A 25,059-nucleotide genomic window follows, 5' to 3' on the forward strand; every position below is an offset into this window, starting at 1 on the left:
AAGCATGAAGCCCCCCTCAAGATGAGATTTCCCATAGCGTAAGCTAGTAAGATCCCTGAAAGATGATCAGGTTGATAGGTTCGAGGTGGAAGCATGGTGACATGTGGAGCTGACGAATACTAATAGATCGAGGACTTAACCATATAATATGTAGCAAATGTTATCTAGTTTTGAAGGAATATGCCTTCATAGTTTGGTGATGATGGCAGAGAGGTCACACCCGTTCCCATACCGAACACGGAAGTTAAGCTCTCTAGCGCCGATGGTAGTTGGGACCTTGTCCCTGTGAGAGTAGGACGTCGCCAAGCAACTAAAACACGAGTCATTTGACTCGTGTTTTTTCGTGTTTTCTTTTATAATCTATAGTAATTAAAAAATATGTTTAAATAATTACTATTTTGATTAAATGCAGGGGAATGTGGCTAGGATAGTGAATAAGCAAAAGTGTTGCAAATTTTATTAATACGTATATAATTAAAGTCAAAGATAGTCAAAGTCAATAAAGGTGGCGGATAAATGAGAAATATATCTGATATCATTGAGCAATATCTAAAGCAAGTTATTGACTTAAGCAATAATAATGTGATTGAAATCAAGAGAAATGAGATTGCGGATCGATTCGAGTGCGTACCATCTCAAATCAATTATGTAATCAATACCCGTTTTACGTTAGAAAGAGGATTTGTAGTAGAAAGTAAACGTGGTGGAGGAGGTTACATTCGCATTATAAAAGTCAAACTGCATGACGATATAGATATTATTGATCAAATGCTTCATATGATTGATCATAGCGTTGCGCAAGGGAATGCAGAAAGTATGATTATACGTTTAATAGAAGAGGGAATCATAACAAATCGTGAAGCGAAACTGATGCTAAGCGTAATAGATCGTTCTGTATTATCAATGGATGTTCCTTCTCGAGATGAACTTAGGGCTCGAATATTATGCGCAATGTTAAGAACACTGAAATATAAATAAATATAACTTTTGTAAAAGAACGATAACTAAGATAAAGCAGTTAAATATTGTAGAAGTTTTGAAAAAGAACATGCACTTTTATTTAAACGGATTCAGGAAAGCGAACAATCTAGTAATGTATGAAAAGTACCATGAGATAGAGCGTTCCTGTTGTAAAGGTGGGGATAGTGATGACTTGTCAAAACTGTAATATAAGACCAGCAACTTTACATTATACAAAAGTAATTAACGAGAAGAAGGCGGAAGTTCATCTTTGTGAGCAATGTGCAGAGCAAAGTGGCTATACGTCTTTCTTTCAATCATCGCAGTCTAACTTTTCATTTCATGATTTATTTGCTGGTTTATTACACGGTGAATCAACAATGTTTGAAGAAGGAAAAAATGGATTTTCAAATGCAGATATAGTAAGATGTCCAGATTGTAAGATGACATATGAACAATTTACAAAAGTCGGACGTTTTGGCTGTTATTCTTGTTACGATACATTTAAGGAGCATTTAAAGCCATTATTAAAACGCCTTCACGGTGGGCATACAGAACATTGTGGAAAAATTCCGGAACGTATAGAAGGAAATATCCACTTAAAGAAAGAATTAGATGAACTAAAACTTATTCTGAAACAATACGTACAGAAAGAGGAATTTGAGAAAGCTGCAGAGGTAAGAGATAAGATCCGAGGTCTTGAAATACAGCTTAGTGAGCATAGAGAGGGGGAATAGTTCTATGTCACTGGACAAAATTATGAACGAAGCAATTAGTCCATGGATGAAGGGGGATGGCCCTGATTCTGATATTGTTTTAAGTAGTCGAATTCGTTTGGCTCGTAATTTTAAACAATATCAATTTTCCACTATGCAAAACGAAGAAGAAGCTAAACAGATTCATGAATTATTCAAAAAGAAATTTATAAATAAAGCAGTAGGGCCCTTTGGGGAGTTTGGACTATTAAAGATGAATGAATTAACCCCTCTTCAAAGGAGAGTTTTAGTCGAAAAGCATTTAATTAGTCCCAATCTTGCAGGGACAGAATATGGAGCATGTCTACTATCAGAAAGTGAACATATTAGTGTTATGCTTAATGAAGAAGACCATATTCGGATTCAGTGCCTATTTTCAGGATTACAGTTATCAGAGGCACTTCAAAGTGCCAATCAAATAGATAATTGGATTGAGAAAGAAGTTGAATACGCTTTTGATGAATCACTTGGATATATTACGAGTTGTCCTACTAATGTTGGCACAGGGTTAAGAGCTTCTGTGATGATTCATTTACCGGGACTGGTTTTAACAAAAAGAATTAGCCGTATTATACAAGTAATTCAAAAATTAGGGTTAGTAGTAAGAGGAATATACGGTGAAGGTAGCGAAGCGTTAGGTAATATATTTCAAGTTTCAAATCAAATGACGCTAGGAAAGTCTGAAGAAGATATTATTGCAGATTTAAAGAGTGTCATTCAACAAATTATACAGCAAGAAAAAATGGCTAGAGAATTAATTGTACAAAATTCAAGTATTGAACTTGAAGATAAGGTTTATCGTTCTTACGGCATACTAGCAAACAGTCGTTTAATTCAATCTGCAGAAGCAGCCAATTGCTTATCAGATGTACGACTTGGTATTGATCTAGGATATATAAAAGGTATATCGAGAAATATTTTGACTGAGCTAATGGTTCTTACGCAACCAGGTATTTTACAACAATACGCAGGTGGACCTTTAGCGCCAGAAGAAAGAGATTATCGAAGAGCAACCTTAATCCGTGAGCGATTACGTATTGAAAAAAACTAAGCGCAAGTAGGAGGCGATTTCTATGATGTTTGGAAGATTTACAGAAAGAGCACAGAAAGTGTTAGCTTTATCTCAAGAGGAAGCAATTCGTATTGGGCATAATAATATTGGAACAGAACATATTTTACTTGGGCTTGTACGCGAAGGTGAAGGAATTGCAGCAAAAGCATTAATTGCTCTTGGATTAAGTCCAGAGAAAGTTCAAAAAGAAGTAGAAGCGTTAATTGGGCGAGGAACAGAAGCTTCTCAAACTGTACATTATACACCTCGTGCTAAAAAGGTTATTGAATTATCTATGGATGAAGCGCGTAAGCTAGGCCATTCTTACGTTGGAACAGAACACATTTTACTCGGTTTAATCCGTGAAGGTGAAGGTGTAGCCGCACGTGTTTTAAATAATTTAGGTGTAAGTCTAAATAAAGCAAGACAACAAGTGTTACAACTTCTTGGAAGTAATGAAGCTAGTTCAGGTCATCAAGGTGGTTCAGCAACAAATGCAAATACACCGACACTTGACAGTTTAGCAAGGGACTTAACAGTTGTTGCACGTGAAAATCGCTTAGACCCTGTTATTGGACGCGGTAAAGAAATTCAACGTGTAATTGAGGTATTAAGCCGTAGAACGAAAAATAACCCAGTATTAATTGGTGAGCCTGGTGTAGGTAAAACGGCAATTGCAGAAGGATTAGCACAGCAAATTGTAAATAATGAAGTTCCTGAAACTTTAAGAGATAAGCGTGTTATGACATTAGATATGGGTACAGTGGTAGCTGGAACGAAATATCGTGGTGAATTTGAAGATCGTTTAAAGAAAGTGATGGATGAAATTCGCCAAGCAGGCAATATTATTCTATTTATTGATGAGCTTCATACATTAATTGGTGCAGGTGGAGCAGAAGGTGCAATCGATGCATCGAATATTTTAAAACCATCTTTAGCACGAGGAGAGCTACAATGTATTGGGGCAACAACTTTAGATGAGTATCGTAAATATATTGAAAAAGACGCGGCTTTAGAAAGACGTTTTCAACCAATTCATGTTGATGAGCCAAGTTTAGAAGAATCGATTCAAATCTTGAAAGGTTTACGTGATCGTTATGAGGCGCATCACCGTGTATCTATTACAGATGACGCTATTGATGCAGCTGTAAAACTTTCAGATCGTTATATTACAGATCGCTTTTTACCGGATAAAGCAATTGATTTAATTGATGAAGCTGCTTCAAAAGTTCGCTTACGTTCTTATACAACACCACCAAACTTAAAAGAGCTTGAAGTGAAGCTTGAGGAGATTCGAAAAGAAAAAGATGCAGCTGTACAAAGTCAAGAATTTGAAAAGGCTGCATCCTTACGTGATATGGAGCAACGCTTACGTGAGAAGTTAGAAGATACAAAACGTCAATGGAAAGAGCAACAAGGAAAAGAAAATTCAGAGGTTACGGTAGAAGATATTGCAAATGTCGTTTCTACATGGACGCGTATCCCAGTTTCTAAACTTGCACAAACAGAGACTGATAAATTATTAAATTTAGAATCCATTCTTCATGATCGTTTGATTGGTCAAGATGAAGCAGTAGTAGCTGTAGCAAAAGCTGTTCGTCGTGCAAGAGCAGGATTAAAAGATCCGAAGCGCCCGATTGGTTCATTTATTTTCTTAGGACCAACAGGTGTAGGTAAAACAGAACTTGCAAGAGCACTAGCAGAATCTATGTTCGGTGATGAAGATGCAATGATTCGCATCGATATGTCAGAGTACATGGAGAAGCATTCTACTTCCCGTTTAGTTGGTTCTCCTCCAGGATATGTTGGATATGAAGAAGGTGGACAATTAACAGAGAAAGTTCGTCGCAAGCCATATTCAGTTGTATTATTAGATGAGGTAGAGAAAGCTCATCCGGATGTGTTTAATATTTTACTACAAGTATTAGAAGATGGTCGTTTAACAGATTCTAAAGGACGTACAGTTGATTTCCGTAATACAATTGTTATTATGACGTCTAACGTTGGTGCCGAGGCGTTAAAACGTAACAAACATCTTGGATTTAATGTCCAAGATGAAAGCCGTGATTATTCGGATATGAAAGGTAAAGTAATGGATGAGTTGAAAAAGGCATTTCGTCCAGAATTCTTAAACCGTATTGATGAAATTATCGTATTCCATATGCTTGAGAAAAAACATATTCAAGAGATTGTAACTCTTATGGTAAATCAGTTAGTAAATCGCTTAAAAGAACAAGAAATCGAATTGCACTTAACGGAAGGGGCAATTTCAGCTATTGCTGATAAAGGATTTGATCGTGAATACGGTGCTCGTCCACTTCGTAGAGCAATTCAGAAACATGTAGAAGATAGACTATCAGAAGAACTTTTAAAAGGTGCTATTGAGAAAGGACAAAAAGTTATCTTTGATGTAGAAGGAGAATCATTTGTCATTCATAGTGCGGAAAAGGTAAAATAAGTATAGACAAACAAAGAGGGCTACGCGATAGCCCTCTTTCTTGTACGAGAAGGATAAACGTTTATAGACGAAAGTGAAGTGAACTATAAAAAGATATGGCTAAAAAGAAAACGAAATTTATATGTCAAGAATGTGGTTATCAGTCACCAAAATATATGGGTAAATGTCCTGGATGTGGTCAATGGAATACACTTGTTGAAGAAATGGAGCCAGTTGTATCATCCAGGCGCCTTAATTACGCGAATGCAATTCAAACGGAAGTAACAAAACCAAGACGTCTTACCGAAGTAGAAACAAAGTCTGAGGCACGTATTGAAACGGAATTTCAAGAGTTTAATCGTGTGCTTGGTGGCGGAATTGTAGATGGGTCCTTAGTACTTATTGGTGGAGACCCTGGGATTGGGAAATCAACATTACTATTACAAATTTCATCACAATTAGCAGATTCTTCATATGATGTATTATACATATCGGGTGAGGAGTCGGCAAAGCAGATTAAACTTCGTGCAGATCGTTTGCATGTAAAGGGTAGCAATCTATTTGTTGTAGCAGAGACAGACCTGCAGCGTATTGCAGCACATATTGAAGAGATGAATCCAGCTTTTGTTGTTATTGATTCTATTCAAACAATACATTTACCTGAGGTGACGTCAGCACCAGGAAGTGTGGCACAAGTACGTGAATGTACAGCGGAATTAATGAAACTTGCAAAAACAAAAGGAATCCCTATTTTCATCGTCGGGCATGTGACAAAAGAAGGAGCAATTGCAGGACCTCGTATGTTAGAACATATGGTCGATGCAGTTCTTTACTTTGAAGGAGATCGACACCATACGTATCGTATTTTACGAGCTGTGAAGAACCGTTTTGGTTCCACGAATGAAATGGGTATCTTTGAAATGAAAGAGCTTGGTCTTGCGGAAGTTTTAAATCCTTCCGAAATCTTCCTTGAGGAAAGGCCGGTTGGTGTTGCAGGATCAACAGTAGTTGCTTCAATGGAAGGAACAAGACCTGTTTTAGTAGAAATACAAGCATTAATCTCCCCTACTAGTTTTGGAAATCCTCGAAGAATGGCGACGGGAATTGATCATAACCGTGTTTCGCTTATTATGGCAGTATTAGAAAAAAGAACAGGTTTACTATTGCAAAATCAAGATGCATATTTAAAAGTAGCTGGTGGTTTGAAATTAGACGAACCGGCAATTGATTTAGCAGTGGCTTTAAGTATAGCCTCAAGTTTTAGGGATAAATCTACGGCACCAACTGATGCAGTAATAGGAGAAGTAGGATTAACTGGAGAAATAAGAAGAGTATCAAGAATCGAACAACGTGTACAAGAAGCGGCTAAATTAGGATTTCAACGTGTTATTATTCCTAGAAAAAACTTAGGAGGATGGACAATTCCGGATGGGATTGAGGTTGTAGGTGTTTCTAATTTAGGAGAAGCGCTTCGTTTGACATTAGGAGGCTAGGCTATGGAAGAAAATAAGCAACGTGTCAAAAGTATGATTAATATTTTACAGCTCGTGGCCCCAGGAACACCACTGCGTGAAGGGATAGATAATGTACTTCGCGCACAAACAGGGGGGCTAATTGTTCTTGGATATAATGAGCAGATTAAAAGTATTGTTGATGGTGGTTTTCACATTAATTGTGCATTCTCTCCTGCTAGTTTATATGAATTAGCAAAAATGGACGGGGCACTTATTTTAAATGAAACGGGAAGTAAAATTTTAATAGCGAATGCACAGTTAGTTCCAGAGGCATCTATTGATTCTATTGAAACAGGTATGCGTCACCGAACAGCAGAACGTGTAGCGAAGCAGACGGGTAGTCTTGTTGTGGCCATTTCACAAAGACGTAACGTAATTACGCTATATCAAGGGAACTTACGTTATACACTAAAAGATATAGGGGTTATTTTAACAAAAGCAAATCAAGCTATTCAAACGTTAGAAAAATATAAGGCTGTATGGAATGATGGTATTACGAATTTGGGCATTCTAGAATTTGAAGAGGTCGTTACAATGTCTGAGGTAGTTCACGTTTTACATAGTGTTGAAATGGTACTGCGTATTAAAAATGAAATATTGAGCTATATTCATGAGTTAGGAACAGAAGGTAGGTTAATTCGTTTACAGCTTACAGAATTGCTAGCTGATTTAGAAGCAGAGGCAGCATTGTTAATTAAAGATTATCACCAGGAGAAAACACAAGACCATCATCAAATTTTGAAAAAGTTACAGGACCTTGCAAATACACAACTTTTAGAGGATAGTGATTTAGTTAAATTACTTGGCTATCCAGGGCAAACCAGTTTAGAAGAAAGTGTGACGCCAAGGGGATATCGAATTACAAGCAAAATCTCTCGTGTTCCGCCACTTATCATTGAAAATTTAATTAATCGATTCAAAACGTTGCAAGGAGTTTGTCGCGCGACTATTCATGAATTGGATGATGTGGAAGGAATTGGGGAAGTAAGGGCGAAGAAAATACGAGAAGGCCTAAAAAGAATTCAAGAGCATCTCTATATGAGTAGACACAATTAAGAATATTACATTGATTCCATAATATAACGACACTAGAACATTTTTGGTATATGATATGATATATTGGTAAATAAAACTATTTATAAAAAAACACGTCCGCTTTTGCATTCGGCGTTTTGATTAGCGAAACAATGGTTAATAATGAGTAGGAGGTGGTTGGATGTTAAAACGGATCGTACAGCTCTTCTTTCTAGTAATCGGGGGAGCGTTAGGGATTTACTTAATCCCAAAAGTTATTAATGTATTAGACATCGGTGCTGTTCCTTTATTGGAAGGATCGTATGTTCGTGCGATTATTGGTGCAATTATTTTATTTTTAACAACATTTTGGCTTGTAGATTATATTGTTCAACTTATTAAGCATATTGAAGAGGCTCTTGTAAAGGCGCCTGTAGCAGATGTTTTATTTGGTACATTAGGATTGATCTCTGGTCTTATTGTTGCATATTTAATTTTAATACCGATTCGTGAATTTACAATTCCGGTTATTAGTACGGTATTGCAAGTGTTCTTCACTCTTTTACTTGGATATTTAGGATTCCAAGTAGGATTTAAAAAGAGGAATGAATTGCTAGGATTATTTACATTACCCCAACGCGGAGGTAAGAAGAAAAATAATAGCGAGAACGAAGAGGTAGAAGCAGAAAAATCTACGACTCATTGGAAAATTCTCGATACGAGTGTAATTATCGATGGACGTATTGCTGATATTTGCCAAACGAAGTTTTTGGAAGGAACAATTGTGATTCCACAATTCGTATTAGAAGAGCTTCAGCATATTGCCGATTCTTCCGATGCTTTAAAGCGTAATCGTGGTCGCAGAGGACTAGACATTTTAAATCGTATTCAAAAAGAGATGCCGATTCCGGTAGAAATTTATGAAGGCGATTTCGAGGATATCCAAGAGGTGGATAGCAAACTTGTAAAGTTAGCAAAAGTCACCGGTGGAACTGTAGTAACGAATGATTTCAACTTAAATAAAGTTTCTGAATTACAAGGAGTAACGGTGTTAAACATTAATGATTTAGCTAATGCAATTAAACCAGTTGTACTCCCTGGCGAAGAATTAAATGTTTATGTTGTGAAAGATGGTAAAGAGCAAAACCAAGGTGTTGCGTACTTAGATGATGGTACGATGATTGTAGTAGAAGATGGTAGAGAGTATGTAGGTTCGCAACTTAATGTACTGGTTACTAGCGTATTACAAACATCAGCTGGTCGTATGATTTTCGCAAAACGTAAATTATTAGAAAAAGCATTATAGGTAGAGGATTATTAATATGTATACATTAATTATTCCGGCAGCCGGCCAAGGAAAGCGGATGGGTGCTGGCAAAAATAAGTTGTTCTTACTTATAAACGAAGTACCGATTATCGTTCATACATTACGTGCTTTTGAAAGAGATAAAGCGTGCAAAAGTATTGTTATGGCAATTAACGAAGAGGAACGCCCGTATTTTGAAGAATTAATGCAGAAGTATCCGATTGAAAAACAGGTACAATTTATTCAGGGTGGAGCCGAAAGACAAGATAGTGTATATAACGCGATTCAGCATGCGAGTGATGTTGAATACATTCTTGTACATGACGGAGCGCGCCCATTCGTAACGAATAAAGTGATTCAAGACGTATTAACAGCAGCAGAAAAATATGGAGCTTCCATTTGTGCAGTGCCAGTAAAGGATACAGTTAAGAAAGTAGAGCAAGGTGTTGTTGTCGAAACGGTAGAACGATCTCAGCTTAAGGCTGTACAAACACCGCAAGGGTTCTCTGTTTCTCTTTTGTTAGAAGCTCATAGAAGTGCAAAACAGAGCTGTTTTCTTGGTACAGATGATGCAAGTCTCGTGGAACGTATTGGTAAGCAAGTAGGTGTAGTAGAGGGGAGTTACTATAATATTAAAGTGACGACTCCAGAGGATTTACTAATTGCTGAAAGTTTCCTTCATGTTCAGAAAAAATAGCCGTGATGGTGTATAACAAAGGAAAGCTCGGCAATGGCCGGGCTTTTCTTTGTAGGGATATCAATATAATATAGAGTCATAAAGCTCAGTGGTTTAGCTCAAGGAGGATGTAAAGAATGTTTCGAATTGGACAAGGTTTTGATGTGCATGAATTTGCGGAAGGTAGACCGTTAATTATTGGCGGAATTACAATTCCACACGAGAAAGGATTAATCGGTCATTCAGATGCAGATGTATTGTTACATACGATTGCTGATGCATGTTTAGGTGCCATTGCAGCAGGAGATATTGGAAAGCATTTTCCTGATACAGACCCAGCTTTTAAAGATGCAGATTCAGCTGTATTGTTACAAAAAGTTTGGGAATTTGTGCGTGAACAAGGTTACGAGTTAGGGAACTTAGATTGTACAATTATTGCTCAAAAGCCAAAAATGGCACCGCATATTGAAAGTATGCGTAAACGTATTAGTGAACTGTTAGAAACATCTATAGATAACATTAATGTAAAGGCAACAACAACAGAAAAATTAGGATTTACAGGTAGGGAAGAAGGAATTGCTTCTCAAGCAGTGGTATTATTACAGAAAAAATAATGGTTTTTAATTCGTAAGATGGATAATCACATTTTTTTGTTGTACAATTATAGAATGTGTAGACATTAAGAATGGAAGGTGTACCAATTATGGAAAAGCAAGTGAGAGTGCGCTATGCGCCAAGTCCAACAGGACACTTACATATCGGAAATGCGCGTACGGCATTATTTAATTATTTATTTGCTCGTCATTTAGATGGCAAGTTTATTATTCGTATTGAAGATACTGATGTAAAACGTAACGTGGCTGGTGGAGAAGAAAGCCAATTAAAATACTTGAAATGGCTCGGTATGGACTGGGATGAAGGTGTTGATGTTGGTGGTGAATTTGGACCATATCGTCAAACAGAGCGTTTAGATATTTATAAAAAATTATATCTAGATTTATTAGAGCGTGGTTTAGCTTACAAATGTTATATGACAGAAGAAGAGCTAGAAGCAGAGCGTGAAGGACAAATTTCTCGTGGTGAAACACCTCGTTATGCAGGTAACCACCGTGATTTAACTGAAGAACAAATGAAAGAATTTGAAGCTGAGGGACGTATTCCAAGTATTCGTTTCCGTGTACCAGCTGATCGTGATTACACATTTAAAGATATCGTAAAAGATGAAGTAGCATTCCATTCAAATGATTTCGGTGATTTCGTTATCGTGAAAAAAGATGGAATTCCAACTTATAACTTTGCGGTAGCAGTAGATGATCACTTAATGGAAATTACACATGTACTTCGTGGTGATGACCATATTTCAAATACGCCAAAACAAATGATGATTTATGAAGCTTTCGGTTGGGATATCCCGCAATTTGGCCATATGACTTTAATTGTAAATGAAAGCCGTAAAAAATTAAGTAAGCGTGATGAATCTATTATTCAATTTATTGAGCAATATAAAGAGCTTGGATATCTTCCAGAAGCAATCTTTAACTTTATTGCACTACTAGGTTGGTCGCCGGTAGGAGAAGAAGAAATCTTCTCTCAAGAAGAGTTTATCAAAATGTTCGATGCAGCTCGTTTATCAAAATCACCTGCATTATTTGATTCTCAAAAATTAAAATGGATGAACAACCAATATATGAAAAAGCAAGATTTAGATACGGTGGTAGAATTAAGCTTACCGCATCTAGTGAAAGCTGGACGTATAGGTGAAACTTTAAGTGAACAAGAGCAAGCTTGGATTCGTGATGTAATTGCGTTATATCATGAACAAATGAGTTTTGGAGCTGAAATTGTAGAGCTTTCTGAAATGTTCTTCAAAGATCATGTTGATCATGAAGAAGAAGGACAAGAAGTATTAAAAGGTGAACAGGTACCAGAAGTACTTCGTGCATTTGCTGGTCAAGTAGAAGCACTAGAGGCGATGGAACCAGAAGCAATTAAGGCAGCTATTAAAGCAGTTCAAAAGGAAACAGGTCATAAAGGTAAAAACTTATTTATGCCAATCCGTGTTGCAACTACTGGTCAAACACATGGGCCAGAGCTTCCTAATGCTATTGCACTTCTTGGAAAAGAAAAAGTTTTAAATCGTCTTCAAAAAGTAATTGGTTAACATTTTCTAGGTTTAGAAATATAATAAGTATACTTAAAACCTAATAAGGAAAAGCGACGAGAAGGAGAAGTAGAAAATCAGGCTTTTTACAGAGAGAACCACCTTTAGGCTGGAAGTGGTTTATAAGCGGGTTTTTGAAATGCCCCTTCGAGTCTTCTGCTGAACAGCAAAATGTTTTGTGAAACATCTTAAGGCGTTAAAGTAAGCAGAAGCGGTGTACACCGTTATCAGAGATGAGTTTGAGGCTTTTTTAGCCTAAACAGAGTGGAACCGCGCTTAAAAGGCGTCTCTGTCAATATGACAGAGGCGTCTTTTTTTATACCGTAAAACTGGGTATGAGTATAAATTTTATCTACGTGTATAAAGATTTAGGGAGATAAGTAGGGAGTTAGTTCACTCGAAAAAGCAGCCCATAAAGGGGAGGGAACATCGATGTTTAAGAGGCTTCGGGAAGATATTGAAGTCGTTTTTGAACAGGATCCAGCGGCAAGAGGTTATTTCGAAGTCATTTTAACTTACTCTGGATTACATGCAGTTTGGGCTCATCGAATTGCACATGCTTTTTATAAAAGGGATTTTTTCTTTCTTGCACGTTTTGTTTCGCAAGTTAGTCGTTTTTTTACTGGCATTGAGATTCATCCAGGAGCAACTATTGGTCGACGCTTTTTCATAGACCATGGAATGGGAGTTGTAATTGGAGAAACTTGTGAAATTGGTGATAATGTAACAATTTATCAAGGGGTTACATTAGGTGGTACAGGAAAAGAAAAAGGCAAGAGGCATCCAACAATTCAGGATAATGTATTAATTGCGACGGGTGCTAAAGTCCTTGGTTCTATTACTGTGGGAGAGAATTCTAAAATCGGGGCAGGGTCTGTCGTATTAAAAGAAGTTCCTGCACATTCTACAGTTGTAGGTATACCTGGCCGAGTCGTTATTCAAAATGGAGTGAAGATTGGTCAAGAATTAAATCACTCTGACCTTCCGGATCCAATTTTTGATAAATTAAAGGCTATGGAAGTAGAACTTGATAAATTGAAGAAACAACTGGAAGTAAAGGTAGAAAGGAAGGATAAAAATGACTATTCACATTTATAATACGTTAACACGTCAAAAAGAAGAGTTTGTTCCATTAGAAGAAAATAAGGTAAAGATGTATGTATGCGGACCTACAGTTTATAATTACATTCATATTGGCAATGCAAGACCCCCTATGGTATTCGATACAGTACGTCGCTATCTAGAATATAAAGGGTACGATGTGCAATACGTATCGAACTTTACGGACGTAGATGATAAATTAATTAAAGCGGCAAATGAATTAGGTGAAGATGTACCGACAATTGCTGATCGTTTTGTTGAAGCGTACTTTGAAGATGTAACAGCGCTAGGTTGCAAACACGCAACAGTTCATCCTCGTGTAACAGAAAATATGGATATCATTATTGAATTTATTCAAGAACTTGTGAATAAAGGGTATGCATACGAATCAGAGGGTGATGTGTACTTTAAAACGAAGGAATTCGAAGGTTACGGTAAATTATCACATCAACCAATCGCAGATTTACGTCACGGTGCGCGTATTGAAGTAGGAGAAAAGAAACAAGACCCTCTTGATTTTGCTTTATGGAAAGATGCTAAAGAAGGAGAAATCTTCTGGGAAAGCCCTTGGGGGAAAGGTCGTCCAGGCTGGCATATTGAATGCTCGGCAATGGCACGTAAATACTTAGGAGATACAATCGATATTCATGCTGGTGGTCAAGACTTAGCATTTCCTCATCATGAGAATGAAATTGCGCAGTCTGAGGCGTTAACTGGAAAAACATTTGCACGTTATTGGATGCACAATGGATATATTAATATTAATAATGAGAAGATGTCTAAGTCATTGGGGAACTTTATTTTAGTTCACGATATCATTAAGCAATATAATCCGCAGTTAATTAGATTCTTTATGCTATCGGTACATTACCGTCATCCAATTAATTTCAGTGAAGAGTTATTACAAAGCACAAATAACGGACTGGAAAGAATTAAGACGGCTTATGGTAACTTAAAACATCGTATGGAAAGTAGTACCGATTTAACAGACCATAATGAGAAATGGTTAGCGGAACTGGAAAAATTCCAGACTGCATTTGAAGAAGCGATGAATGATGACTTCAACACTGCTAATGCAATCACTGAGTTATATAATGTGGCAAATCATGCGAATCAATATTTACTGGAAGAACATACGTCTACAGTGGTAATTGAAGTATACGTAAAACAACTTGAAACATTATTTGATATTTTAGGGTTAGAATTAGCGCAAGAAGAGTTGCTTGATGAAGAAATTGAGGCACTTATTCAAAAACGCATTGAAGCTCGTAAAAATCGTGATTTTGCATTATCAGATCAAATTCGCGATGACTTAAAAGACCGTAATATTATTTTAGAAGATACCGCTCAAGGTACAAGATGGAAAAGAGGATAAGAATGATTGATGCAAAGCAATTAAACAGCTTGGCGTTAGCGTATATGGGTGATGCGGTATATGAACAATATATCCGCTATCACCTCCTTGAAAAAGGAAAGGTTCGCCCTAATCAATTACATCGCTTAGGGACGAGCTTTGTTTCAGCAAAAGCACAGGCGAAAGTTGTTTATCATTTATTAGAGACGTCGTTTTTGACAGAGGAAGAAGAGGCGGTATTAAGAAGAGGACGTAATGCAAATTCAGGTACAGTTCCGAAAAATACGGATGTACAAACATATCGACATAGTACAGCCTTTGAAGCGCTAATTGGTTATCATCATTTATTAAATAACCGTGAAAGATTAGACGAAATTGTATATAAGGCAATTGCAGTTTTAGAAGAAAAGGAAGGGGGCACATCATCATGAGTAGTGAATATATTATCGGACGTAACCCTGTAATTGAAGCGTTACGATCAGGCAGAGATATTAATAAAATTTGGATCGCAGAAGGTGCTGCCAAAGGACAAGTGCAGATTGTACTAGCGTTAGCGAAAGAAAATAAGGTTATTTTACAACACGCACCAAAGAAAAAGTTAGATCAATTAGTTGAGGGTAATCATCAAGGTGTAATTGCTCAAGTAGCTGCATATCAGTATGCGGAGTTAGAAGATTTATTCAAAGTGGCAGAAAAACGTAATGAAGATCCATTCTTCTTAATTTTAGATGAGATTGAAGATCCGCATAACTTAGGTTCTATTATGCGTACTGCTGATGCGACAGGAGCTCATGGGATTATTATTCCAAAGAGAAGGGCTGTGGGGCTTACAGCGTCAGTTGCGAAAGCATCAACAGGAGCAATTGAATACATTCCTGTTGCACGCGTAACGAACTTATCCCGTACAATTGATGAATTAAAAGAACGTGGACTTTGGATTGCTGGTACAGATGCCAAAGGAAAAACGGATTATCGTAATTTAGATGGTAAAATGCCGATTGGGTTAGTAATTGGTAGCGAAGGAAAAGGTATGAGCCGTATTATTGGTGAAAAGTGTGATTTCCTAATCACTCTACCGATGGTTGGTAAAGTTACATCCTTAAATGCTTCCGTAGCCGCAAGTTTGTTAATGTATGAGGTATATCGTAAACGTCACGAAATTGGTAAATAAAAGATGAACGATATTTTAATCGTTGACGGTTACAACATTATCGGAGCTTGGGGAGATTTGAAGAAACTGCGGGATGTAGATTTACAATCATCAAGAGATGCACTTATTGATAAGATGGCGGATTATCAAGGTTATACAGGCACAAAAGTGATGATAGTCTTTGATGCCTATACAGTACATGGTATTGAAAAAAAGATGAAACAATCTCGTGTGGAAGTAATATTCACACGAAAGAATCAAACTGCAGATGAAAAGATAGAGCAACTTGCGATAGAGCTTAGAAATATAAATACACGAATATATGTTGCGACTTCTGATTACACGGAACAATGGGTTATATTTGCGCAAGGTGCCCTTCGGAAATCTGCCCGTGAATTAGAGTTGGAAGTACAGGCAATGGAGCAACAAGTAAGAAGGCGTACAAAAGACACGAAAGAACAGCAACCCGCCATGCGAAAGATATTCAGTAAAGATATTACAGAAAAATTAGAAAAATTAAGAAGAGGAGAGCGTTGAAGCATTGACGCTCTTTGTCTTTTTACTGTATAATATTGCTAAATAAATAGCGGTCGGAGGGATCAAGGTGGAAGCAGGCTTCGTAAGTGTAGGCGACGTTACATTTCGTGATTTAGAGGATGAGGCAATCGTTGAGTTAGTTCGAAAAGGTAATACTGACGCTCTAGAATATTTAATTCACAAATATAAGAACTTTGTTCGCGCGAAATCAAGATCTTACTTTTTAGTGGGTGCCGATCGAGAAGACATTGTTCAAGAAGGTATGATAGGGTTGTTTAAAGCAATTCGTGATTATAAAGAGGACAAGCTGTCTTCATTCAAAGCATTTGCTGAACTGTGTATCACTCGACAAATTATTACCGCTATTAAAACGGCAACAAGACAAAAACATATTCCCTTAAATTCATATGTGTCTTTAGATAAGCCGATTTACGATGAGGAATCTGATCGAACATTATTGGATGTTATTTCTGAAGCGAAGGTAACTGATCCTGAAGAGATGATTATTAGCCAAGAAGAATATACAGACATAGAATCAAAAATATCAGAATTATTAAGCGATTTAGAAAGAAAAGTACTTTCTTTATATCTAGATGGGCGTTCTTATCAAGAGATTTCAGAACAGTTAAACAGACATGTGAAATCTATTGATAACGCTTTACAGCGGGTGAAGAGGAAATTGGAACGATATATGGAAATGCGAGAAAGTACAACTTTAAATTCATAACAAATAACAAGTGCAACAGGTGTAAAATAAATCACCTGTTTTCTTTTGTAGAGCGTACAAAATGCATGTCATTGACATTGTCTTTTATTGTATGATACATTTTTAGGGACATAATGTTACAAGGTTGGTGTAACTAATGAGGAAAAAAGTTGTACTCTCATGTGAAGAGTGTAAAAATCGAAACTACTCTACTATGAAAGATACGAGCTCGATAGAGCGACTTGAAATAAAAAAGTTTTGTAAAACATGCAATCAGCATACAGTTCACAAGGAAACAAAATAAATAATTGAAATAATACACTGGAGGTCCCGCAGATGCGTTTAACGAACTTTTTCGGCGATGTAGGTCGTGAAATGAAAAAAGTAAGTTGGCCTAAAAAAGATGAATTACTCCGCTCAACAGCGACTGTTGTTGCTACAGTTGTGTTCTTTGCGATTTTCTTCGCAGTAGTTGATATGGGCATTTCTTCTTTAATTCGGTTAATTCTTGGTTAATTCTTGAATAAGAAGCACTTATCCATGATATAATGTTATTTATAAGAACTGTGTAAAAGCCCGGTGAACGGGTTTTTTCATTTGCGCAAAAAAATGTACGTCAGGGAGGGAAGGACGCTCGTCCTAAATGAATGGAAAAAAGTTGGTATGTTGTCCATACTTATTCTGGATATGAAAATAAAGTAAAAGCAAACCTAGAGAAGCGTGTAGAATCAATGGGTATGCAAGATAAAATTTTCCGTGTTGTTGTCCCGGAAGAAGTAGAAGTAGAAATGAAAAACGGAAAAGAAAAATTAATGAAAAGAAAAGTGTTCCCAGGTTATGTATTAGTAGAATTAATCATGACTGATGATTCTTGGTATGTTGTACGTAACACGCCGGGTGTAACTGGGTTCGTTGGTTCTTCTGGTTCTGGATCTAAACCATCACCTCTATTGGAAGAGGAAGTTGTTACCATTATGAAACATATGGGAATGGACAACGAAGTGGTTGATTTCGACTTTGAACTTCATGAGACAGTACGTGTAAATGAGGGGCCATTCGCAGATTATACAGGTGCTATTGAAGAAATTGATGTGGAGAAGAAAAAGGTTAGTGTACTTGTGGACATGTTTGGTCGCGAGACTCCAGTTGAACTTGACTTCCATCAAATTGAAAAATTATAAAATGAAACTTGAAATGAATTGTAAAAAGTGATAATATCTTTTAAGTCAGTACGTCTTCATTATCGGAGGCGTTTTTTGAAAGATTTTATCCTTACAGATAAAATATGACGTGGGAGGGCAAATCACTGTCCAATTGACCACATCACGGACTTAAGGAGGTGTGTCTCGTGGCTAAAAAGGTAATTAAAATGGTAAAGCTTCAAATTCCTGCAGGTAAAGCTAACCCAGCTCCACCAGTTGGTCCAGCATTAGGACAAGCAGGTGTTAACATCATGGGCTTCTGTAAAGAGTTTAACGCTCGTACAGCAGATCAAGCTGGTCTTATCATCCCTGTTGAAATTACGGTATTTGAGGACCGTTCATTCACTTTCATTACTAAAACTCCTCCTGCTGCTGTTCTTCTTAAGAAAGTAGCTGGTATTGAGTCTGGTTCTGGTGAACCAAATCGTAATAAAGTGGCAACTGTTAAGCGTGATAAAGTACGCGAAATCGCTGAAACTAAAATGCCTGACCTAAACGCTGCTAGCGTAGAAGCTGCAATGCGTATGGTTGAAGGTACTGCACGCAGTATGGGCATCGTTATCGAAGACTAATTCGATTTGTTTTTAAAAAAGGTTGCGGGTCTGGAATTCCAATTCGCAACCTTTATTATCGTAAATGATTATCGTTTTTAAATAAATGGATGGCGCTCATCCTCAGGTTATACCTGAAAACAGGCGTAAACGTGGGAGGTTATTCCGCTAAAACCACATTCGAGGAGGAAATAAAAATGGCTAAAAGAGGTAAAAAGTACGTAGAAGCTGCAAAGCTTGTTGACCGTGCAGCTGCTTACTCTGCAACAGAAGCAGTAGAATTAGTAAAGAAAACAAACACAGCTAAATTTGATGCAACTGTAGAAGCTGCATTCCGTTTAGGTGTTGACCCTAAGAAAGCTGACCAACAAATCCGTGGTGCAGTTGTTCTTCCGCACGGTACTGGTAAAGTACAACGTGTATTAGTGTTCGCTAAAGGTGAAAAAGCTAAAGAAGCTGAAGCTGCTGGAGCTGACTTCGTAGGCGATACTGATTACATCGGTAAAATCCAACAAGGTTGGTTCGATTTCGATGTAGTAGTAGCAACTCCTGACATGATGGGTGAAGTTGGTAAACTTGGTCGCGTATTAGGACCTAAAGGTTTAATGCCAAACCCTAAAACTGGAACAGTTACTTTCGATGTAACTAAAGCTGTTAACGAAATCAAAGCTGGTAAAGTTGAATACCGCGTTGATAAAGCTGGTAACATCCACGTTCCAATCGGTAAAGTATCTTTCGAAGATGCTAAATTAGTAGAAAACTTCAAAACAATTGCTGATACTTTATTAAAAGTTAAGCCATCTGCTGCAAAAGGTACTTACATGAAGAACGTAACAGTTGCTTCTACAATGGGACCTGGCGTACGTGTAGACGTTTCTACATTAGCGTAAAAATTGGAAGTTGACTTCATAAAGAAGATTTAATATAATCATTTATGTTGTGAATTTAAATAGTGTACCGTAGACAGTAGGTGTCAATAGACTTAATTTCCTACCTAGGTGTTAATATACGAAACGGAATTTTTTTCTGTGACTATATGCCTCCATGTCTACAAGTTGGGCATGGAGGTTTTTAGTGCACTTTCGGTACATCTTCTATATAATCTACAGGAGGTGTAATAACATGAGCAAAGTAATCGAAACTAAACAACAAGTTGTAACTGAAATCGCGGACAAACTTCGTGCTAGTAAATCTACAATCGTTGTTGACTACCGTGGTTTAACAGTTTCTGAAGCAACAGAATTACGTAAGCAATTACGTGAAGCTGGCGTTGAGTTCAAAGTTTACAAAAACTCTCTAACTCGTCGTGCTGCAGAATCTGCTGAAATGGCTGAGTTAAACGAATTCTTAACAGGACCAAACGCAATCGCGTTCAGTAACGAGGATGTAGTTGCTCCTGCGAAAGTATTAAACGACTTCGCTAAAAATCATGAAGCTTTAGAAATTAAAGCGGGCGTAATCGAAGGTAAACTTGTAACACTTGATGAGGTTAAAGCAATCGCTACTCTTCCATCACGTGAAGGCTTACTTTCTATGCTTCTTAGCGTTCTTCAAGCTCCAATCCGTAACCTTGCACTTGCTACTAAAGCAGTTGCAGAACAAAAGGAAGAGCAAGGCGCTTAATTTTTTAAAAGATAATTACGTATTATCGATAAAACAATACAAACCTATTTAAGGGAGGATATTTACAATGACTAAAGAACAAATCATTGAAGCAGTTAAATCTATGACTGTATTAGAACTTAACGACTTAGTAAAAGCTATCGAGGAAGAATTCGGCGTAACTGCTGCTGCTCCTGTAGCTGTTGCTGGTGGCGCTGGAGAAGCTGCTGCTGAGAAAACTGAATTTGATGTGGAACTAACTAGCGCTGGTGCACAAAAAATCAAAGTTATCAAAGTTGTTCGTGAAATCACTGGTCTTGGCTTAAAAGAAGCTAAAGAATTAGTTGACAACACTCCAAAAGTAATCAAAGAAGCTGCTGCTAAAGAAGAAGCTGAAGAAATCAAAGCTAAACTTGAAGAAGTTGGCGCTGCTGTAGAAGTTAAGTAATTAACTTTTGATGCTTTAAAAAAAGCTCGCTCTCATGCGAGCTTTTTTTTTAACTGTAAAGAAGAGAGGTGGCCATATGGCAGACCATTATTTTTCTAACGACCCTTCTAGTAAAAGTGATCGTAAGCGATGGGAATTTGCACTTCGTGGATCTCAATTTACTTTCTTATCCGACCGTGGGGTGTTCTCGAAAAACGAAGTGGACTTTGGTTCCCGTCTTTTAATTGAAGCGTTTCAAATGCCAGATATTAAAGGTAATATATTAGATGTAGGTTGCGGATACGGTCCTATTGGTTTGTCGCTAGCGAAAGAGTTCCAAGGTCGTGAAGTTCACATGGTGGATGTGAATGAAAGGGCGCTTGGGCTTGCGAAAGAAAACGCCGCTAATAACAAAATCGAGAATATACGTATTTTTCAAAGTAGCGTCTATGAAAATGTAGATGGCAAGTATGCTGCTATTCTATCTAACCCTCCAATTCGTGCGGGTAAAGATGTCGTACATGAGATTTTAGAAAAAGCTGTGGAGTATTTAGTTCCAGGTGGAGAACTTTGGATTGTTATTCAAAAGAAGCAAGGTGCACCATCTGCGCTGAAAAAACTAGAGGAAGTATTTTCTGAAGTTGAGGTTGTAGAAAAGAAAAAAGGATATTATATCATAAAATCAAAAAAACGTTGACGGTTATTTTTGGCTATGTTAACATTATACAATGCCAATATATGATTTTCTGCGTTGAGAAAGATGTATATTTTTGTTTCTCTTGGAAAAGATAGTAAAATCAGCAGATTATGAAACAGAATGATGGTTTTCTTATAGAAGCCATTTTTCTTTTTTGAGCAGGTAGAAAGACTCAACGTATTTATCTTTAAGAGAAAAAGACTACGCTAATAGCAGTAGTTGTATTTATTTGTGATTTTGCACAAATTTTTTTGTGCATTTATAATACTCATGATTTGAGGGGTGAAGCAGTTGACAGGTCAACTAGTTCAATACGGACGCCACCGCCAACGAAGAAGTTATGCCCGTATTAGTGAAGTATTAGAGTTACCAAATCTTATCGAAATTCAAACCTCTTCTTATCAGTGGTTTCTTGATGAGGGTTTGCGAGAAATGTTCCAAGACATTTCTCCGATTGAAGACTTTACGGGAAATCTATCGCTTGAATTTATCGACTACAGCTTAGGTGAACCTAAATACTCTGTAGACGAATGCAAAGAGCGTGATGTGACGTATGCAGCACCACTTCGTGTAAAAGTGCGTCTAATCAACAAGGAAACTGGTGAAGTAAAAGAACAAGATGTGTTCATGGGAGATTTCCCACTCATGACAGAGACTGGAACATTCGTAATTAACGGTGCAGAACGTGTTATCGTTTCCCAGTTAGTTCGCTCTCCAAGCGTATACTATAGTGGCAAAGTGGATAAAAACGGAAAACGTGGTTTTACTGCTACTGTAATTCCAAACCGCGGAGCTTGGTTAGAGTATGAGACAGATGCTAAGGATGTTGTATATGTGCGTATTGACCGTACGCGTAAACTTCCTGTAACTGTTTTGTTACGCGCATTAGGGTTTGGCTCTGATCAAGAAATCACCGAGCTTTTAGGTGATAACGAATACTTAAGCAACACATTAGAAAAAGACAACACAGATAGCACAGAAAAAGCATTGCTTGAAATTTATGAGCGTCTACGTCCTGGTGAACCACCAACAGTAGAAAATGCTAAGAGCTTACTTGTGTCTCGTTTCTTCGATCCAAAGCGCTACGATTTAGCAAATGTAGGTCGCTATAAGATCAACAAGAAGTTACACATTAAAAACAGATTGTTTAATCAACGTTTAGCTGAAACATTAGTGGATCCAGAAACTGGTGAAATTTTAGCGGCAGAAGGAACAATCTTAGATCGTCGTACACTTGATCGCATTTTACCTTACTTAGAGAAAAACATTGGATTCAAAACAGCGAAACCAATGGGTGGAGTGGTAGAAGGCGATGTTGAGCTGCAATCTATTAAGATTTATGCTCCTGAGTCAGAAGGCGAACGCGTAATTAATGTAATTGGTAATGCAAACATTACTCGTGATGTGAAACACATCACACCAGGTGATATCCTTGCTTCTATCAGTTACTTCTTCAACCTACTATACAAAGTAGGGGATACAGATGATATTGACCATTTAGGAAACCGTCGTCTGCGTTCTGTTGGAGAACTATTACAAAATCAATTCCGTATCGGTCTTTCTCGTATGGAACGTGTTGTTCGTGAGAGAATGTCGATCCAAGATACAAATGCAATTACACCACAGGCACTAATTAATATTCGTCCTGTTATTGCATCTATTAAAGAGTTCTTCGGAAGTTCTCAGTTATCTCAGTTCATGGACCAAACAAATCCATTAGCGGAGTTAACTCACAAACGAAGACTATCTGCATTAGGACCTGGTGGTTTAACGCGTGAGCGCGCAGGGTTTGAAGTACGTGACGTTCATTACTCCCATTATGGTCGTATGTGTCCGATTGAAACACCAGAGGGACCAAACATTGGTTTGATTAACTCATTATCTTCGTTCGCGAAAGTAAATGAGTTTGGTTTCATTGAAACACCATACCGTCGTGTTGACCCAGAAACTGGTCTTGTAACAGGGCATGTTGATTATTTAACAGCAGATGAAGAAGATAACTATGTTGTAGCCCAAGCGAATATGAAATTATCTGATGAAGGTGAATTCCTAAGTGAAGATATCGTAGCTCGTTTCCGTGGCGAAAATATTGTCACAAATAGAGAACGCATCGACTACATGGATGTATCTCCAAAACAAGTAGTGTCGGCAGCGACAGCTTGTATTCCGTTCTTAGAAAACGATGACTCTAACCGCGCACTTATGGGAGCGAACATGCAACGTCAGGCGGTTCCGTTAATGAATCCGGAATCTCCGATTGTAGGTACAGGTATGGAGTACGTATCAGCAAAAGACTCGGGTGCTGCAGTAATCTGTAAACATCCTGGTGTTGTTGAGCGCGTAGAAGCACGTGAAGTTTGGGTACGTCGCTATGTAGAAGTTGACGGTCAAACAGTAAAAGGCGACTTAGATCGCTACAAAATGCAAAAATTCATTCGTTCTAACCAAGGAACTTGTTACAACCAACGTCCAATCGTAAGTGTTGGAAATGAAGTTGTAAAAGGTGAAATCCTTGCGGATGGTCCTTCTATGGAATTAGGTGAACTAGCACTTGGACGTAACGTGCTTGTTGGCTTCATGACTTGGGACGGTTATAACTACGAGGATGCGATCATCATGAGTGAGCGCCTTGTAAAAGATGATGTGTACACTTCTATTCATATTGAAGAATATGAATCAGAAGCTCGTGATACGAAGCTTGGACCAGAAGAAATTACACGTGACATTCCAAACGTTGGGGAAGACGCATTACGTAACCTTGACGAGCGCGGTATTATTCGCGTTGGTGCTGAAGTAAAAGATGGAGATTTACTTGTTGGTAAAGTAACACCTAAAGGTGTAACAGAATTAACAGCTGAAGAACGTCTATTACATGCTATCTTTGGAGAAAAAGCGCGTGAAGTACGTGATACATCACTACGTGTACCACACGGTGGTGGCGGTATTATCTTAGACGTAAAAGTATTCAACCGTGAAGATGGCGATGAATTGCCACCAGGCGTGAATCAACTTGTACGTGCATATATCGTTCAAAAACGTAAAATTTCTGAAGGTGACAAGATGGCCGGACGTCACGGTAACAAAGGTGTTATTTCTCGTATTTTACCAGAAGAAGATATGCCTTACTTACCAGACGGTACGCCAATCGATATCATGTTAAACCCATTAGGGGTACCATCTCGTATGAATATCGGTCAGGTATTAGAGCTTCATCTTGGTATGGCAGCAAGATACCTGGGCATTCACATTGCAACACCAGTATTCGATGGTGCTCGTGAGGAAGATGTTTGGGGCACAATTGAAGAAGCTGGTATGGCAAATGACGCGAAAACAATCCTGTATGACGGACGTACTGGTGAACCATTCGATAACCGCGTATCTGTTGGTGTCATGTATATGATCAAACTTGCGCACATGGTTGACGATAAACTTCATGCTCGTTCTACTGGACCATACTCACTTGTAACGCAGCAACCTCTTGGAGGTAAAGCTCAGTTCGGTGGACAGCGTTTCGGTGAGATGGAGGTTTGGGCACTTGAAGCTTACGGTGCTGCTTATACTCTTCAAGAAATCTTAACAGTGAAGTCTGATGATGTTGTTGGACGTGTTAAGACTTATGAAGCAATTGTTAAAGGCGAAAATGTTCCAGAACCAGGCGTTCCTGAATCATTCAAAGTATTGATTAAAGAGCTGCAAAGTTTAGGTATGGACGTTAAAATGATGTCTAGCGACGATACAGAAATTGAAATGCGTGATACAGAAGATGACGATGATCATCAATCAGCAGATAAATTGAATGTCGAAGTTGAGACAACTAAGGAATAATTGGGATAACCTGTAGACTAAAAGGGAGGTAGG

The 25,059-nt window shown here is 37.8% G+C and carries 25 protein-coding genes, 2 rRNA genes and 2 other annotated features; all 27 genes read left to right on the top strand.

Features of this window, described 5'->3' with window-relative positions; all coding sequences use genetic code 11:
- Positions 1 to 143, top strand: a 23S ribosomal RNA gene (locus C4S65_RS29655); the annotation flags it as partial.
- A 49-nt stretch (positions 144 to 192) separates the two neighbouring features.
- Positions 193 to 308, top strand: a 5S ribosomal RNA gene (rrf, locus tag C4S65_RS29660).
- 208 nt (positions 309 to 516) lie between these two features.
- On the top strand, positions 517 to 978 hold the full coding sequence (ctsR, locus tag C4S65_RS29665) for a transcriptional regulator CtsR (protein WP_001244560.1): 462 nt from the start codon (positions 517 to 519) through the stop codon (positions 976 to 978).
- 170 nt (positions 979 to 1,148) lie between these two features.
- Positions 1,149 to 1,697, top strand: coding sequence for a UvrB/UvrC motif-containing protein (locus C4S65_RS29670; RefSeq protein WP_000128386.1), 549 nt, complete (start codon positions 1,149 to 1,151; stop codon positions 1,695 to 1,697).
- A 4-nt stretch (positions 1,698 to 1,701) separates the two neighbouring features.
- Positions 1,702 to 2,766: a protein arginine kinase gene (locus C4S65_RS29675; RefSeq protein WP_098838555.1), complete on the top strand. Its 1,065-nt coding sequence runs from the start codon at positions 1,702 to 1,704 to the stop codon at positions 2,764 to 2,766.
- 22 nt (positions 2,767 to 2,788) lie between these two features.
- Positions 2,789 to 5,224 (top strand): ATP-dependent protease ATP-binding subunit ClpC, encoded by a 2,436-nt coding sequence (gene clpC, locus C4S65_RS29680; protein ID WP_000971173.1) that lies wholly within the window; start codon positions 2,789 to 2,791, stop codon positions 5,222 to 5,224.
- Between the two features lie 95 nt (positions 5,225 to 5,319).
- Positions 5,320 to 6,696, top strand: coding sequence for a DNA repair protein RadA (gene radA / locus C4S65_RS29685; RefSeq protein ID WP_001085199.1), 1,377 nt, complete (start codon positions 5,320 to 5,322; stop codon positions 6,694 to 6,696).
- Positions 6,697 to 6,699: 3 nt separating this feature from the next.
- On the top strand, positions 6,700 to 7,773 hold the full coding sequence (disA, locus tag C4S65_RS29690; protein ID WP_000392164.1) for a DNA integrity scanning diadenylate cyclase DisA: 1,074 nt from the start codon (positions 6,700 to 6,702) through the stop codon (positions 7,771 to 7,773).
- 160 nt (positions 7,774 to 7,933) lie between these two features.
- A complete protein-coding gene (locus C4S65_RS29695; RefSeq protein WP_103945737.1) occupies positions 7,934 to 9,037 on the top strand; it encodes a PIN/TRAM domain-containing protein in 1,104 nt (367 codons plus the stop codon).
- Positions 9,038 to 9,053: 16 nt separating this feature from the next.
- On the top strand, positions 9,054 to 9,734 hold the full coding sequence (gene ispD / locus C4S65_RS29700) for a 2-C-methyl-D-erythritol 4-phosphate cytidylyltransferase (RefSeq protein ID WP_098838554.1): 681 nt from the start codon (positions 9,054 to 9,056) through the stop codon (positions 9,732 to 9,734).
- Positions 9,735 to 9,850: 116 nt separating this feature from the next.
- On the top strand, positions 9,851 to 10,327 hold the full coding sequence (gene ispF / locus C4S65_RS29705; protein WP_000488386.1) for a 2-C-methyl-D-erythritol 2,4-cyclodiphosphate synthase: 477 nt from the start codon (positions 9,851 to 9,853) through the stop codon (positions 10,325 to 10,327).
- An 89-nt stretch (positions 10,328 to 10,416) separates the two neighbouring features.
- The gene (gene gltX / locus C4S65_RS29710; protein WP_103945738.1) at positions 10,417 to 11,874 is read left to right on the top strand and encodes a glutamate--tRNA ligase; all 1,458 of its coding nucleotides are present in this window, start codon (positions 10,417 to 10,419) and stop codon (positions 11,872 to 11,874) included.
- A gap of 47 nt (positions 11,875 to 11,921) precedes the next feature.
- Positions 11,922 to 12,168: a binding site (T-box leader), on the top strand.
- A gap of 138 nt (positions 12,169 to 12,306) precedes the next feature.
- The gene (gene cysE / locus C4S65_RS29715; protein ID WP_000476495.1) at positions 12,307 to 12,972 is read left to right on the top strand and encodes a serine O-acetyltransferase; all 666 of its coding nucleotides are present in this window, start codon (positions 12,307 to 12,309) and stop codon (positions 12,970 to 12,972) included.
- On the top strand, positions 12,953 to 14,350 hold the full coding sequence (gene cysS, locus C4S65_RS29720; protein ID WP_103945739.1) for a cysteine--tRNA ligase: 1,398 nt from the start codon (positions 12,953 to 12,955) through the stop codon (positions 14,348 to 14,350). The genes cysE and cysS overlap by 20 nt, the downstream gene beginning before the upstream one ends.
- A gap of 2 nt (positions 14,351 to 14,352) precedes the next feature.
- Entirely contained in the window at positions 14,353 to 14,760 is a 408-nt protein-coding gene (locus C4S65_RS29725) for a Mini-ribonuclease 3 (protein WP_086405935.1), read from the top strand.
- Complete coding sequence (rlmB, locus tag C4S65_RS29730) at positions 14,757 to 15,500, top strand: 23S rRNA (guanosine(2251)-2'-O)-methyltransferase RlmB (RefSeq protein ID WP_000093762.1); 744 nt, start codon at positions 14,757 to 14,759, stop codon at positions 15,498 to 15,500. The genes C4S65_RS29725 and rlmB overlap by 4 nt, the downstream gene beginning before the upstream one ends.
- A 3-nt stretch (positions 15,501 to 15,503) precedes the next feature.
- On the top strand, positions 15,504 to 16,016 hold the full coding sequence (locus C4S65_RS29735) for an NYN domain-containing protein (RefSeq protein ID WP_000997887.1): 513 nt from the start codon (positions 15,504 to 15,506) through the stop codon (positions 16,014 to 16,016).
- A 67-nt stretch (positions 16,017 to 16,083) separates the two neighbouring features.
- On the top strand, positions 16,084 to 16,743 hold the full coding sequence (locus C4S65_RS29740) for an RNA polymerase sporulation sigma factor SigH (RefSeq protein WP_000387198.1): 660 nt from the start codon (positions 16,084 to 16,086) through the stop codon (positions 16,741 to 16,743).
- A gap of 136 nt (positions 16,744 to 16,879) precedes the next feature.
- Positions 16,880 to 17,026, top strand: coding sequence for a 50S ribosomal protein L33 (gene rpmG / locus C4S65_RS29745; protein ID WP_014481927.1), 147 nt, complete (start codon positions 16,880 to 16,882; stop codon positions 17,024 to 17,026).
- A 32-nt stretch (positions 17,027 to 17,058) separates the two neighbouring features.
- A complete protein-coding gene (secE, locus tag C4S65_RS29750) occupies positions 17,059 to 17,238 on the top strand; it encodes a preprotein translocase subunit SecE (RefSeq protein WP_001241323.1) in 180 nt (59 codons plus the stop codon).
- Positions 17,239 to 17,369: 131 nt separating this feature from the next.
- Positions 17,370 to 17,903 carry a transcription termination/antitermination protein NusG gene (gene nusG / locus C4S65_RS29755; protein WP_000415794.1) on the top strand — a complete coding sequence of 178 codons (534 nt, stop codon included), beginning with the start codon at positions 17,370 to 17,372 and terminating at the stop codon, positions 17,901 to 17,903.
- Between the two features lie 167 nt (positions 17,904 to 18,070).
- On the top strand, positions 18,071 to 18,496 hold the full coding sequence (rplK, locus tag C4S65_RS29760) for a 50S ribosomal protein L11 (protein WP_001085872.1): 426 nt from the start codon (positions 18,071 to 18,073) through the stop codon (positions 18,494 to 18,496).
- Between the two features lie 176 nt (positions 18,497 to 18,672).
- A complete protein-coding gene (gene rplA / locus C4S65_RS29765) occupies positions 18,673 to 19,365 on the top strand; it encodes a 50S ribosomal protein L1 (protein WP_002084079.1) in 693 nt (230 codons plus the stop codon).
- 49 nt (positions 19,366 to 19,414) lie between these two features.
- Positions 19,415 to 19,558 (top strand) — a sequence feature (ribosomal protein L10 leader region).
- A gap of 39 nt (positions 19,559 to 19,597) precedes the next feature.
- A complete protein-coding gene (gene rplJ, locus C4S65_RS29770; RefSeq protein WP_000048717.1) occupies positions 19,598 to 20,098 on the top strand; it encodes a 50S ribosomal protein L10 in 501 nt (166 codons plus the stop codon).
- A 67-nt stretch (positions 20,099 to 20,165) separates the two neighbouring features.
- A complete protein-coding gene (gene rplL, locus C4S65_RS29775) occupies positions 20,166 to 20,525 on the top strand; it encodes a 50S ribosomal protein L7/L12 (RefSeq protein WP_000159736.1) in 360 nt (119 codons plus the stop codon).
- A gap of 76 nt (positions 20,526 to 20,601) precedes the next feature.
- Positions 20,602 to 21,201, top strand: coding sequence for a class I SAM-dependent methyltransferase (locus C4S65_RS29780; protein ID WP_000763260.1), 600 nt, complete (start codon positions 20,602 to 20,604; stop codon positions 21,199 to 21,201).
- Between the two features lie 291 nt (positions 21,202 to 21,492).
- The gene (gene rpoB, locus C4S65_RS29785) at positions 21,493 to 25,026 is read left to right on the top strand and encodes a DNA-directed RNA polymerase subunit beta (protein WP_000147553.1); all 3,534 of its coding nucleotides are present in this window, start codon (positions 21,493 to 21,495) and stop codon (positions 25,024 to 25,026) included.
- Positions 25,027 to 25,059 lie beyond the last annotated feature (33 nt).

This window comes from Bacillus sp. ok061 (assembly GCF_900108285.1).
Taxonomy (GTDB): domain Bacteria; phylum Bacillota; class Bacilli; order Bacillales; family Bacillaceae_G; genus Bacillus_A; species Bacillus_A thuringiensis_S.

Bases quoted from the DNA above. Each gene is read 5' to 3' on its own strand.
- rplL (WP_000159736.1), top strand. From the start codon at position 20,166: ATGACTAAAGAACAAATCATTGAAGCAGTTAAATCTATGACTGTATTA.
- ispD (WP_098838554.1), top strand. From the start codon at position 9,054: ATGTATACATTAATTATTCCGGCAGCCGGCCAAGGAAAGCGGATGGGT.
- C4S65_RS29735 (WP_000997887.1), top strand. From the start codon at position 15,504: ATGAACGATATTTTAATCGTTGACGGTTACAACATTATCGGAGCTTGG.
- C4S65_RS29725 (WP_086405935.1), top strand. From the start codon at position 14,353: ATGATTGATGCAAAGCAATTAAACAGCTTGGCGTTAGCGTATATGGGT.
- gltX (WP_103945738.1), top strand. From the start codon at position 10,417: ATGGAAAAGCAAGTGAGAGTGCGCTATGCGCCAAGTCCAACAGGACAC.
- C4S65_RS29675 (WP_098838555.1), top strand. From the start codon at position 1,702: ATGTCACTGGACAAAATTATGAACGAAGCAATTAGTCCATGGATGAAG.
- clpC (WP_000971173.1), top strand. From the start codon at position 2,789: ATGATGTTTGGAAGATTTACAGAAAGAGCACAGAAAGTGTTAGCTTTA.
- rplJ (WP_000048717.1), top strand. From the start codon at position 19,598: ATGAGCAAAGTAATCGAAACTAAACAACAAGTTGTAACTGAAATCGCG.
- rpmG (WP_014481927.1), top strand. From the start codon at position 16,880: ATGAGGAAAAAAGTTGTACTCTCATGTGAAGAGTGTAAAAATCGAAAC.
- ctsR (WP_001244560.1), top strand. From the start codon at position 517: ATGAGAAATATATCTGATATCATTGAGCAATATCTAAAGCAAGTTATT.
- secE (WP_001241323.1), top strand. From the start codon at position 17,059: ATGCGTTTAACGAACTTTTTCGGCGATGTAGGTCGTGAAATGAAAAAA.
- C4S65_RS29780 (WP_000763260.1), top strand. From the start codon at position 20,602: ATGGCAGACCATTATTTTTCTAACGACCCTTCTAGTAAAAGTGATCGT.
- cysE (WP_000476495.1), top strand. From the start codon at position 12,307: ATGTTTAAGAGGCTTCGGGAAGATATTGAAGTCGTTTTTGAACAGGAT.
- disA (WP_000392164.1), top strand. From the start codon at position 6,700: ATGGAAGAAAATAAGCAACGTGTCAAAAGTATGATTAATATTTTACAG.
- nusG (WP_000415794.1), top strand. From the start codon at position 17,370: ATGGAAAAAAGTTGGTATGTTGTCCATACTTATTCTGGATATGAAAAT.
- rlmB (WP_000093762.1), top strand. From the start codon at position 14,757: ATGAGTAGTGAATATATTATCGGACGTAACCCTGTAATTGAAGCGTTA.
- rplA (WP_002084079.1), top strand. From the start codon at position 18,673: ATGGCTAAAAGAGGTAAAAAGTACGTAGAAGCTGCAAAGCTTGTTGAC.
- cysS (WP_103945739.1), top strand. From the start codon at position 12,953: ATGACTATTCACATTTATAATACGTTAACACGTCAAAAAGAAGAGTTT.
- C4S65_RS29670 (WP_000128386.1), top strand. From the start codon at position 1,149: ATGACTTGTCAAAACTGTAATATAAGACCAGCAACTTTACATTATACA.
- ispF (WP_000488386.1), top strand. From the start codon at position 9,851: ATGTTTCGAATTGGACAAGGTTTTGATGTGCATGAATTTGCGGAAGGT.
- C4S65_RS29695 (WP_103945737.1), top strand. From the start codon at position 7,934: ATGTTAAAACGGATCGTACAGCTCTTCTTTCTAGTAATCGGGGGAGCG.
- radA (WP_001085199.1), top strand. From the start codon at position 5,320: ATGGCTAAAAAGAAAACGAAATTTATATGTCAAGAATGTGGTTATCAG.